10 protein-coding genes are annotated in these 12,861 nt (G+C 43.5%); 4 read left to right on the top strand and 6 right to left on the bottom strand.

The window, feature by feature from the left end; translation table 11 throughout:
* The first annotated feature begins 169 nt into the window (after positions 1-169).
* Together ACX0G7_RS14685 and ACX0G7_RS14680 are read left to right on the top strand one after the other, a co-directional pair.
* Positions 170-1,201: a LacI family DNA-binding transcriptional regulator gene (locus ACX0G7_RS14685; protein WP_458924248.1), complete on the top strand. Its 1,032-nt coding sequence runs from the start codon at positions 170-172 to the stop codon at positions 1,199-1,201.
* A gap of 167 nt (positions 1,202-1,368) precedes the next feature.
* Complete coding sequence (locus ACX0G7_RS14680) at positions 1,369-2,556, top strand: glucuronyl hydrolase (RefSeq protein WP_458924247.1); 1,188 nt, start codon at positions 1,369-1,371, stop codon at positions 2,554-2,556.
* Between the two features lie 83 nt (positions 2,557-2,639).
* Here the strand turns inward: ACX0G7_RS14680 and ACX0G7_RS14675 are convergent, their stop codons facing one another.
* A complete protein-coding gene (locus ACX0G7_RS14675; protein WP_458924246.1) occupies positions 2,640-3,647 on the bottom strand; it encodes a LacI family DNA-binding transcriptional regulator in 1,008 nt (335 codons plus the stop codon).
* A gap of 119 nt (positions 3,648-3,766) precedes the next feature.
* On the opposite strand from ACX0G7_RS14675, the gene ACX0G7_RS14670 reads away from it, so the two are divergent.
* Both ACX0G7_RS14670 and ACX0G7_RS14665 read left to right on the top strand, forming a co-directional pair.
* A complete protein-coding gene (locus tag ACX0G7_RS14670) occupies positions 3,767-5,674 on the top strand; it encodes an AAA domain-containing protein (protein WP_458924245.1) in 1,908 nt (635 codons plus the stop codon).
* Positions 5,675-5,748: 74 nt separating this feature from the next.
* Positions 5,749-7,098 carry an O-antigen ligase family protein gene (locus ACX0G7_RS14665; RefSeq protein WP_458924244.1) on the top strand — a complete coding sequence of 450 codons (1,350 nt, stop codon included), beginning with the start codon at positions 5,749-5,751 and terminating at the stop codon, positions 7,096-7,098.
* 415 nt (positions 7,099-7,513) lie between these two features.
* Here the strand turns inward: ACX0G7_RS14665 and ACX0G7_RS14660 are convergent, their stop codons facing one another.
* The 5 genes from ACX0G7_RS14660 to ACX0G7_RS14640 are packed head-to-tail and all read right to left on the bottom strand — an operon-like array spanning position 7,514 to position 12,859.
* Positions 7,514-8,254, bottom strand: a complete 741-nt coding sequence (locus tag ACX0G7_RS14660) for an ABC transporter ATP-binding protein (protein WP_458924243.1) — start codon at positions 8,252-8,254, stop codon at positions 7,514-7,516.
* A complete protein-coding gene (locus ACX0G7_RS14655; protein ID WP_458924242.1) occupies positions 8,251-9,048 on the bottom strand; it encodes an ABC transporter permease in 798 nt (265 codons plus the stop codon). The genes ACX0G7_RS14660 and ACX0G7_RS14655 overlap by 4 nt, the downstream gene beginning before the upstream one ends.
* Positions 9,049-9,060: 12 nt before the next feature.
* The gene (locus ACX0G7_RS14650) at positions 9,061-11,253 is read right to left on the bottom strand and encodes a glycosyltransferase (RefSeq protein WP_458924241.1); all 2,193 of its coding nucleotides are present in this window, start codon (positions 11,251-11,253) and stop codon (positions 9,061-9,063) included.
* A complete protein-coding gene (locus tag ACX0G7_RS14645; protein WP_458924240.1) occupies positions 11,250-12,149 on the bottom strand; it encodes an FHA domain-containing protein in 900 nt (299 codons plus the stop codon). Before ACX0G7_RS14645 ends, ACX0G7_RS14650 begins: the two co-directional genes overlap by 4 nt.
* Before the next feature lie 2 nt (positions 12,150-12,151).
* Positions 12,152-12,859: a rhamnan synthesis F family protein gene (locus ACX0G7_RS14640; protein WP_458924239.1), complete on the bottom strand. Its 708-nt coding sequence runs from the start codon at positions 12,857-12,859 to the stop codon at positions 12,152-12,154.
* Positions 12,860-12,861 lie beyond the last annotated feature (2 nt).

Genomic DNA, 12,861 nt, shown 5'->3' with positions numbered 1-12,861 from the left:
TGCTGTATTTAAAACCTAAAAACGAATTGCTTATGCCTGCACAAGCTGCCTGCGGCCTTGTCCCACCTCGTTGTTATGTTTCCGTAATCCGAACCATATAACAAAAATGACTTAATTGAAATCGATTTCAGCAACAATCGCAGAAATCACCGGGACAATAAAGCACCACATGAAAAAAAAGATCGAGAAGAAAAATGGTATACAGGATATAGCCGAAGCACTGCATTTATCACCCGCAACTATATCGCGTGTTCTGAATAAACACCCCCACGTACACGAGGCTACGCGCACAAAGGTGATGGCTATGGTAGAACAGATCGGGTATCGTCGCAATGTCATGGCATCGGGTCTGAGGACCAATAAGACGCATACCGTTGGCCTCATCGTGCCAAGGATCTCCATGTTCGTTCATGCTGAGATTATTACCACCATCCAGAATGGGCTGCACGGTCATGGTTACAACCTTATTATCTGCCAGTCTAATGATTCAGTTGAAATGGAAAAGGATCTTGCAGAAACTTTATATGCAAGCCGTGTTGACGCCGTAATCGTTGCCTGCACATTATATACATCAGATTTCAGCCACTTCGATATCCTGATGAAAAATGATATCCCGGTAATTTTTTACGACCGGGTGCCGGTTAAACCATACCCTGGTTGTATCATAAAGGGCGACGACTTCAGGGGAGCCTATCTCGGCACTTCTCATCTGATTGAGCTTGGATGCAAACGTATCGCTTATATATCTGGTCCATTGATCTGCAGTATATATGTGGACCGTTATTCAGGTTTCAAAAAAGCCATGGCGCAGCATGACTTACAGGTCGATAAAGACATGGTCTTTTACCAGGAGCTGAATGCAGATAATGCCCGCAAAGCAATGCACATGTTGTTTGCAAAAAAGCCATATCCTGAAGCCATCTTTGCCGCTAACGATGTGACCGCGCTGGCTGCTTTAGGTTTTGCCAAGGAGATCGGGATCCAGGTACCGAAAGAACTTAAGATCGTGGGATATTCAAATGATCCGCGTTCCGCTATAGTATCACCCTCCATTACCACCATTGAACAGTTCCCGACCCAGATAGGGAAAATAATCGTGCAGGAACTACTCAAAATTTTGAAAAATGGAACGGGCGGAATTGCCATAGACCCAAGCCCGATTATAACACCGGTTGAGCTGATCCGGAGAATGTCAACGTAATTGATGTGATGAAAGCATTATTGGGTGATGAGTTTTGAGTGATGAGTTATGAGTGATAATATTGAAAGATGCACTTTGAGAGACAAATACAGATTCGTTTTTGACGACAAACTGTAATGGGGGCGAGGAAATAATGAGAATTGAAAACAACTGAAATACTATAAATGATGAAAAAACTAATCGTAAGTGCATTCGCGTTGTTCATTGCTGTTGCAGTATCAGCGCAGCCGTCGAAAAAGGTGATGAAGAAACTTATAGATGAAAATATGCAGTTTGCGGCCCAGCAATATAAGTTGCTGATGAAAAATACGCCGGACACTGTTATGCCAAGATCATATAATGCAGAAAAACAGCAGTTGATTACCAGCAACACAAAGTGGTGGTGCAGCGGCTTCTACCCTGGCACCCTATGGATGATCTATGATGAAACGAAAGACCTCGCAATAAGAACAGAGGCGTTAAAAAGACTTGCCCTGCTGGAACCCACAAAAAATTATACAGGCAACCATGACCTTGGGTTTATGATGTACTGCAGCTTCGGAACTGCTTATGCTATAACTAAGGAACCGGCATATAAAGATGTAATTTTTACTGCCGCATCTTCACTTTCCACGAGGTACCGCCCCTCCATCAAGGCCATCCAAAGCTGGAACACCAGTGAAAAATTTAAATGCCCGGTGATCATTGATAACATGATGAATCTCGAGTTACTCGAGTGGGTCACCCAGAATGGTGGCGATAAAAAATTCCATGAGATAGCCGTGAATCATGCCAATACAACGATGAAAAATCAGTTTCGTCCTGATTTCAGTTCCTGGCATGTTATTGATTACGATCTTCAGAAAGGAGAGGTATACAAGAAGCTGACCCACCAGGGCTATTCAGACGAATCTGCCTGGGCAAGGGGCCAGGTCTGGGGACTGTACGGGTACATTGTAATGTATCGTTTCACAAAAGATCCCGCATATCTTTCCCTGGCAAGAAATATTGCAAAGTTCGTGTTGAAGCACCCGAATCTTCCGGCAGATAAGGTTCCATACTGGGATTTTAATGCACCTGATATTCCAAATGCAAAACGCGATGTATCCTCTGCCTCTGTGCTGGCTTCGGCATTGCTTGAATTATCGCTGTACACCAATGGCAGGGAAAGCAAGGACTATGTTTCAACTGCAGGTGATATCTTACAGGTATTATCAACCCCCGCATACCGTGCCAAAGCCGGTACGAACGGAGGGTTCATCCTTGAGCATAGTGTTGGACATCTGCCCGGCAAATCAGAAATTGACGTGCCCCTGACCTATGCTGATTACTATTTCATCGAAGCGCTCCAACGCTATAAGAAATGGGCGTTATAGGGAGTGATGAGTTATGAGTTATGAGTGATGAGTTATGGGTGTTAGTGTTGTCAACTCATAACTCATCACTCATAACTCATAACTCATCTCGTGCTTTCCCTTTGAATTAGTGTGGACTGAAGAACGATGTTTTCATCTTTTAGCTGGAACATCTTTTTATCCAGCGCCTTGAACAGCATGGTGGCAGCTTCACGTCCCATCTCATATGCGGGTTGTGTAATAGTGGATAGCGAAGGGTTCAGGAAGTCAACCGTCTCAAGATTCGAAAAGCCAATGATTTTTACATCATTAGGGATATTCAATTTCAGTTCCCGGCAAACAGCATATGCTGTCATAGCATACTTTTCAACTGAAGCAAAAATTCCATCCGGCTGGTGCTCGTTAAGAAGTGATTTTATCAGGTTGAAATCAATGCCATGCTCATTTGTACATTCAATGATGAGAGACTCGTCGACCGGTATATTAAGATCGTTCAGCGCCTTAAGATAACCACGTAATCTCTTGCTGCCGATCGACAGATTCTTTGAAATTCCAAGGTGGGCTATCCTTTTACAGCCCTGTTCAACAAGGTGCCTGGTGGCGAGTTGGCCGCTTTCAAAGTCGTCTGTGGTAACCTTTACAGTATCGAAGTCTTCGCATACCCTGTCAAAAAAAATGATCGGAAGTCCTTTTTTCTTGAGGTCATGGAGATGGAGAAAATCTTTGTCATTATGTGCCACCGAAATCAGTACCCCGTCCACTCTCCCACTATTAAGATGGCGGGTAAACGCTATCTCATTTGCAAAATCATCATGGGTCAGATAGATCAGAACGTGATATCCCTTTTCACGGGCCACAAACTCGATCCCATTGATGGCCAGGGCAAAGTAGTTGTTGGCTATCTCGGGAACTATCACCGCGATGGTTTTGCTTTTGTGCTTTCTTAAACTGCTTGCATGGGGATTAGGCTGATAGTTCAGTTCATTGGCCAGATGTAGAACCTTTTCCTTTGTCTCCTTGCCAATATCATGGCTATCCCGCAAGGCTTTGGACACGGTTGAAATAGAGAGATTGAGAAGTTGAGCAAGTTTCTTGATATTTACTGATTCCATAAATGGGCCTTAACGGCTTCAATATAATTAAATTTCAGGCAAGTAGAAATGTTTTTGTAAGGTTACACCTGTGGTGGTTAAGAGTTGGCATGCATCGGGGGGAACGTTATTTTTGTACGATGGATTATTTCAAAAAGCTGGAGGAGTTATTAAAGATTGAACGGAATGAAGACCAGCAACAATTCAGCAGGCAATCTCAAACCTTATCGATAGCTGAAAAACGGGCAAACGGTGTCGCCTGGTTCCCCGTGGCGATCAGGGATACCGAAATAGGTCGCGGCGATTATATTACGGTTGAAGTAGAGCGTACTACACATCATGAGCTACCTCACCAATTGCGATTTGGTTCCGCAGCAGTATTATTTTCCAATCATAACCCGGCTGAATACAAGGTTGAGGGTGTGATTACTTTCCAGGGGGGCAACCGGCTAAAGATTTCATTAAGGACCGATGAGTTGCCGGATTGGACGCGGGATGGGAAGCTCGGTATAGACCTGTTATTCGACAATAACAGCTATGAAGAAATGCAACAGGCGATACGCGAGTGTGCTTCACGTGTTGAAAAAAACCAGGATGCTTCCCTTATCAGGATTCTTATCGGAGAAAAAGAACCGGAATTTTCTGATGTGAATCCCGGGCATGATCTCGCTTCATTGAATACCTCTCAACAGCAGGCTGTAAAAAAGATAGTTGATGCAAACGAAATTGCAATTGTTCATGGTCCGCCGGGAACCGGCAAAACCACAACGCTTGTGCAAGCGATAAAATCGATGTACCGGCTAAACCCGGAACAAATACTTGTAACTGCGCCAAGTAATACTGCAGTTGATCTGCTCAGTGAAAAATTGTCCGAACAGGGATTGAACGTGTTGCGGGTCGGTAATCCCAGCCGGGTCTCGGAACGGCTTACTTCCTTAACACTGGATAGCAAGATGCAGGCGCACAGCAGCATGAAGGAGATGAAGAAGTTAAAAAAGCAGGCGAGCGAGTTTCGTAACATGGCCCACAAGTATAAACGGAACTTCGGCAAAGCAGAGCGGGATCAGCGAAAGGCTCTTTTTGATGAGGCCCGTAACATCATGAAAACAGTTGAAAGAACTGAACAATACATTGTGGAGGACCTGATATCCCGCGCCCAGATCATTACGGCTACGCTGGTTGGTACAAATCACTATACTGTAAGGCATCTTAAATATAACACGGTGGTTATCGACGAAGCGGGCCAGGCGCTGGAACCAGCTTGTTGGATACCAATACTCAAAGCAAAAAAAGTTGTCCTTGCAGGCGATCACTACCAGTTATCTCCCACGATCAAATCGGATGAAGCTGCCAAACGTGGCCTGCGTCATACCCTGCTCGAAAAAAACGCAGCGCTGCATCCGAAAGCAGTTAGCCTGCTGGAGGTTCAGTACCGGATGCATGAAATGATAATGTCTTATTCGTCAAGGGTTTTTTACGAGGATAAACTAAAAGCAGCCGACCCGGTGGCGGGCCATCTGTTATTTCCCGGGGATCAACCTTTTCAGTTCATAGATACAGCGGGATGCGGCTTCGATGAAAAGTCTTCCGGGACCAGTGTTACGAACCCCGAAGAGGCCACTTTTATGCTCAGGCACCTGGCAAACTTTGTTACAAAACTGCATGAAATATATCCCCTTGCTTCATTCCCTACCATTGCCGTGATATCCCCGTACAAGCAGCAGATCGAAATATTGAAAGAGCAGGCACTCGGCATACCAGTCCTGGTGGAACACCTTGACAATATCTCTGTGAATACCATTGATAGTTTCCAGGGGCAGGAAAGAGATATTGTGTATATCAGTATGACCAGGAGCAATACGGAAAATATCATCGGTTTCCTTAGTGACGTCCGGAGAATGAATGTGGCTATGACCCGGGCCCGGAAAAAATTGGTTATTGTCGGGGACAGCAGTACGCTCGGTCAGTCGGCCTTTTACGGGGGTCTTATAGACTATGCAGCAGGAATTGAGAGCCACCTGAGTGCCTGGGAATTCATGGAAACATAACATTCTGTTAATAGCAATAGCATTCATGTTGCAGGGTAAGAACCTTTGCGGGGTTGCATGGTTATTGTAATGGTATGGTTGCAAAGACTATGACCACCGAATTATTTTATCCAGGTGCGGGAACTATAGGCCGTGGGAAAGAAACGGCTCTCGTGATGCTGACCGGTATTTTCTTTTTTACATTTTATCTGCCTGCACCTCCCATAGTAAATAACCTGGCGATCGTGTCACTGGCAATGTTTTGTGGGTTCTATAATAGTGGTGCTGAAAAATTGCGGCTGCTGAAGCAAAGACCAGCTATCCTATTCATTGTGCTGTTTTATATTTTACAGATCCTGAGCCTGTACTTATCAGAAGACAGGAACAAGGCCTGGTTATACCTGCAGGTAAGAATACCTTTGTTGCTTTTCCCCATCTCACTGGGCCTCATCTACATAAGGCATTCGGTGAAACTAAGGATCTATTTTATATATGCTTTGATAACAACACTGGCCGCATTGTTTAGCATGGTTTCTGCCATGGTGATATATTATCGGACCGGCGATTCAGGTTTTATATATAATGATAGCCTTACAGATGCGATCGGCAAGCAATCTGTGTATTTCGCACTGATGGTAAACATCGCGATCTTTAGTTACGCTTACCTCCTGCTAAACAATTACATCGCAAGGCGCTACAGGATCATTGTAATATTTTTCATTGCGTTCCTTGTCATTTTCCATTTTATGCTTGCAAGCCGAATGGAGATTTTGTTTTTATATACTACGGTTGTAGTTTACGGACTGCATTATTTTCTTATAAAAACGAAAAACCGGAAAGCGGGATTTATCCTGATCGGTGCTATCTCGCTTTGCGCAGTTGCGTTTGTACAGGTGTTTCCAAAAACCCTGAATCGGTTTAATGAACTGTTATATCCAGGCTACGATTTTAAAAGCGATGCTGCCGAAAGCCATTATAACATGCGCCTCACCCCGGAGCAATGGAACGGTCTTAACATCAGGCTGGCCATCTGGAATTGCGGATCAGAGATCGTAAAAAAATACCCGGCTCTGGGCGTTTCACTGGGCGACAAGGACCAGGCTTTGCTCGATGTATTCGAAGAGAAGGAATTCAGGTTTGGGATCAGAACCAACAAAAACATGCACAGTACCTATCTCGATATATTGTCAAGCATGGGAGCGATAGGATTATCTGTTTTTTTGGTGGGATTTATTATACTGCCCCTGATCTCGGGTGCCAGGGCAGGCGATATCATCGGTACCCTCGTAATCATAAATTTTATGCTCTCATTCATAACCGAAACCTATCCAGACAGAAGCATGGGATGTGTAATTTTCGGTTTCTTTATTGCCTTTATTATCAGCTATAAAAACAATGATTCTAAATATCTGAAGTTCCAACGCAAGCACAACATCGATCTGTAAAGCGGGCAGGCCTTCGTTTTACGATCTCGTAATCCACCTTATCCGGTCAAATGTAATTACAGCATATATCCCATTTCTTATAACTATATGACGTCACCGAATCACGTTTGACTACATTACTTAATCGCATCGCGTGTAACTACATTTCATCATACACGTGTATCAAACGTCATTATACCCGTGTCTTCAAATTTGATTATATCCGTCTATTCAAATTTGATTATACCCGTCTATTCAAATTTGATTATACCCGTCTATTCAAATTTGATTATACCCGTCTATTCAAATTTCATTATACCCGTGTATTCAAATTTGATTATACCCTTGTCTTCAAATTTCATCATACCCTTGTATTCAAATTTCATCATTGCGTTGCGTGTTATTACATCATAGTATCGCATCACTGATAATCAGATTATATGTTATCATTCATATAATGCTCAATCGCCTGCTTTGTTTCACCAAAAAATACCAACCGGCCCTGTTTCATATACGCCGTTTTCGGACAGTATTTCTGAACAACATCAAGGGTATGGCTCACCAGTATAACTGTTTTACCGTTGATCCAGCTTGATTCAAAAACAGCCACTGCCTTTTGCTGGAACTTCATATCTCCCACTGCAAAGATCTCGTCTAGGAACATGATATCTGCTCCGCCGTTTACGGCAATGGAAAACCCAAGACGGGCAACCATACCGGAAGAAAAGTATTTTATCTTGGTATCAACGAAATCGCGCAGTTCAGCGAAGTCAATGATCTTATCGAAGATCTCATCGATCTCTTTGATCTTTAGACCGAGGATCGATCCTGATATATATACATTCTCCCTGGCGGTGAGCTGGTGGCTCATCCCAATGCCCAGGTTCATTAATAAGGTTGAACCATAGATGTCGATAGTGCCGGTATCGACAGGATAAACGCCGGCAAGCAAGCGGATAAGTGACGATTTACCGCTGCCGTTTCTACCGATAAGTCCAATGCATTCTCCCTTCTGCACATCAAAATCCATTGGTTTGATCGCTTCTACTTTCTTCGCACGCGGAGGATTAAAGAGGTTGAATAACCGGTGTTTTACTGTATTATGGCTATCCTCGGCGATAGTAAATGTTTTACTTATGTTTCTTGCCCTGATGGCTAATGAATGTTGTTCGGTCATAACTTTTCAGCTGCTTTAGCTCCCAGTTTGTTTAATAAGAAAACGCCAAGAATCAAAAAGGCGAAACTATACACAAGATCAAAACCCAGCAAAGTAGGATCAGGACCCTTTCCTTCCATCATTACACGACGGACATTAATGATGATGCCGGCAATCGGGTTGAGGTAATCGAAAAATGGCAAAGCTTCTTTGAAAGTGCTCAGCTTATAAAATATCGGGGAAAGGAAAAATAAAAACGCTGTAAATACCTGCCAGATCTGGGTTATATCTTTAGCAACCGTATAAATGGTTGACAGGATCAGTGAAAATGCAAGTGATAACACAAACAGGTTGATAAAGAGTACAATGATCCATAAGTTATTCCAGGATAATCCGCCGGAGTCCTTTTCTACCAGGTTGTAAAAAATAACAAACATTACAAAGTTGAAAAAGAAACCAATGGAATTACTCATCAGCGTGGAGATATAAATCTCCATCTTGTTCATATTGCTGTACTCATACAGGTACTTTTTTGTCTGAAGTATCTGCACCGTTCCCGTCGTGGATTCCAGGAAAAAATTCCAGCAGATCAAACCGGTAAAGAGATAAGATGCAAATGCCGGGATATTCTGATTCAATATCACTTTAAAAGCTATGTAGTATATGCAGATATCAAGCACAGGTTTTAAAAGCGCCCAGAGAAGGCCAAGCCTGTTCTCGTAGTAACGCATTTTAAATTCGATCTTCGCAAGCAACCAAAGGCGTTCGAACTTGTTCGATGTCGGGCCCCAGTCTGCTAATAGTTTTGTAAACATATTTGGTTATTACTATAGTTTCATCATTGCCTTTGCCTGTAACAGCATTTTCTTGAGGGCCGGATTTCTTTTAACAAACATTTTAAGGTTATTAATCATACCACTGTTCCCTATAACGGTGCTTGTAACACGCATTCCAAATGAGGGATTATCATAAGCAAAGGACGGGCCATTTGCATTCATCAGGCTGAATATATCAGTTGCATATCGTTGGTAGAGTGACGGATAAGTGCCGGCAAGATACTGGTGAGAGTACATCGCTTTATAACGCGTAAGGGAACGGTACATCGAATCTGGACGGATGCGATAGTTAAATAAAGTCTCAGGCAGCACTACCCCACGAAAGCCGGCATTCAGAAGACTTATGATGCTACCGTAATCCTCCAGGCCATAATCTACCTTTTTATCATTCAAACCTGCTTCCAGGAAGGCCTGTTTTTTATATACAAGCGAACTGCTGTTCATTGTATTATGAAGCAGAATATAAGGTGGTTCAGGATTCCAGGTTGGCCAGATATCAGATTTTGTTCCGAAAAACTGCACCCAGCATCCTACAAAACTAACGTTTTCATATGCATTAAGCACTTTCAGTGCCTTACTGTAATATTCCGGGGCAACTGTATCATCGGCATCAAGGAAGGCAAGGTAGTTGCCTTTAGCCTTCGAAGCACCATAGTTGCGCGTGTGAGCCAGTCCGCCATTAGCCTTTGTTTCAACAATAACGCGGGAATGCTTCCGCCATTTTTCAAGTGCGGTTTTGCTTGCGTGGTCAGTACTTCCATCATCAACAATAATGATCTCTGTGTTTGGATGCGTTCCTTCAAGGACCGACGCAACACAGGCATCTATAAAATTGCCCATATTGTAATAAGGGATCACTACCGACAGGAGATCATCCCCATTTTCTACGGCCAGGGTCTTGTCAGCAACGGCCAGTGGTCTTGTAAATGGGAACTGCTTACGCGACTGATCCTTGTTGAGACCCTTTAGCAGATCAGATTTCAACTCATATATTCTTTTATAAGCAAGCTGTTCCCTGATCGACTTTGCAGCTGCAAGACCGATGTCATTCAACCGGTTGTTGTCGAGTGACAATATTAGTTTAAGCTTTTCAGCAAAGGTTTCCGGATGTTCGTGATCAAACAAAAATCCATTCTCATGATCAGTAAGTAACTCCGACTGGCCACCCTGCAAAGATGCCAGGATCACTTTTCCCAGGCCCATAGCTTCGATCGCAGCATAGGGCAGGTTATCGTTCAGACTCGGAATCAACACGACATGCGCATCAGCAAGTACCAGATCTTTTTGAGCAGGAGAAACTTTACCAGTGAATTTAACAAGACCCTTGCGGATATAAGTAGAGTACCGGTCTTCAATCAGTTGCCCCATGGTTTTCATTTCAGGATAATACACTTTTTCAGTACCTCCCACAACGTTTAAAATGTAGTCCTCCCCTGCGTCCCAAAGACGGCTGAAGTATTCAAACATTTCAAAAACGCCTTTCTGTGGCGACAACTTACCGTAAAATACTATCCTGCCTCGTTTGATATTACCCGTAACCAGTTCAGCGGTCCCAGCTTTTGATACAGGAAGTTGAGACCCGGATTCAAACTGGTATGGGTTACGTATAACCCTTACGTTTATGCCTTCCAGGGATATGTGTTTTTTTATCTCATCCACGATGTATTGGGAGGGCGCAATCAGCTGATCCGCTGCTCTTATGCAACTGATCTCCAACTCGCCGGTCCAGTAATTAGGGAACTCATAGATTCCTTCCCGGTTATAATACAGGTACAAAAATGCCGGGGAATGCAATACAAGAATAACAGGAATACCCTCAAAAGACGAATACTTAAGTAGCTTGAATTGAAGGGTGTAATAGGCAATGGCGAGATATTCCTGCGCCTCTATATAATCAGGTTTGCCTTCAGCCTCTATGATTTGCTTAACCATCGTTGCAAATTCAAAACTTAGCCTTGGAACATAACCCATATAATTAGCCAGTTTCGACCGGTTGGAATTGAAAGCGATGACTCGTACACCTTCGAACTGCCTGATTTCATGATCAGCTACCTTATCATCCGGTATGAACACGGTAACCTCATCACCAAAGGCGGTATGCATCCTGGATGCTTCGTAGCAATAAGTACTGATGCCCCCGCCAAAAAGCGGCGGGTATTCAGTAGTAAGTATCCAATACTTCAATTCTTATATTTTTTTACATCATCAGAAAATAGCGATCTGAAAGAACGCTTGCCCATGATCACCTTCAGGATATGCCCGAATCTTTTATACCACAGGGGCAGGATCTCGTATTCGTTATGGTACCATTTAAACAGATTTTCATAGTCGTCTTTATACTTGGTTCTGATAACCCCTATGGTCTTTTCTGCTCCTGTAAAACGTTCGGCCAGCTGGTGATGTTCAGAACTGAGTTGAGCGAAACGGTGCTGCAGGGTAAGGTATTCATTCAGGCTGTTTGCTATGAGCGGTTGTTTTGCCAGAAAGGTCCGGCAGGCACTGTCAAGCAAATGTTGCGTTTCAAAAGATTGCTCACTCGTATCGAGGTCCAGGATAAAGTGACCCGTCAATGAACCCAGATCGTTGAACATATGAGCCTGGAACCAATCTTTATCCAGTAAAGTATTATGATTGATAAAAGCCGGTTGAACAGAACCGTCCTTGACGCTTTCCCTTGTATTATCCTGCCAGACAAGTAAACATGGAATTCCCTGTAAAGCGACTTCATTTTCCAGTCTTCTGATAATCGCAGTAGCGCCTGGGGATGAGAAGCCTGCACGAAACACCACGACCGGCCGGCCGTTTATATGAAGATAGCCGGGTGTGAATATGGAATGAATAAGGAGTTCGCACAGCCCGTCATTATACTGAGCTTCATCCCAACAAATGAGAAAGCCTTCAGACCCGGCAGTTATACTGGTAAACTCTTTGCGAAAAGAACCGGAAGTAGCGACTGACAGCTTTATACAAGGAATAACGCCAGGGCGCAGACCAACACCGTCACCCGGCAAAAGTATCATCACCGATTTGAACGGTGACTGATAAGAAGTAATGATATCGTCTGAAACATTAGCGAGCATAATTAAACACCAGCAAGTTTATAGCCGTTAGCCTGCGGAATAAAACAAAGCAGCCGCTCCCATGAATGCGTATAGGTACCGTGTTCAAGATCGAGCACATTTCCACCCTCCAGCTTCTGCCGGATTTGCAGGGGGCGATGTTCTTTAAAAAACCCACTCATTGCATCACTCCTCGCAACGAAAATCGTACCCCCGATATAATCATAGGTTTCCGGATTCAGTGCATAGGTATTCATCAGTTCAAACAAAATTTCATTGTTTGTAGTATCAAACTGCTTTTTGGATTTTGAATACTCGTTTTTCAAAAATGCCTTTGAACCGGCAATGCCAACATTCTTTTTTGATGCCAGCAGATCCATAATCACAGCAAATTTTTCAACACTGAATATATCATACAACTGGTTGAACCAATACTCCGCATTCAAAGTCTGCGGACTTATTTTATCATGAAGGAAAGCAAAATAAGTGGTCGGCTCGCAAAAGTTATAATAGTATGACAAGGAAGCCAGTTTGCCCCCGATATCTTTTCCCTTATTAGTCACTTTCAAGATAACCGCTTCCGGGTTCAGGGTCCTGATCTCCTTGATTACCTCATCATGGCAGGCACTCACAATAAGCCGCGTCGCCTCCTTAAAAAGGTGACCGCATTTGCCGGCGATCAGTTTCCAGGAACCGGGATAATAGACATGTATAAAAAATGTCAGACTCATTA

It is taken from the genome of Flavitalea antarctica, from assembly GCF_054461535.1.
This window is presented reverse-complemented; position numbering and strand designations above follow the sequence as displayed.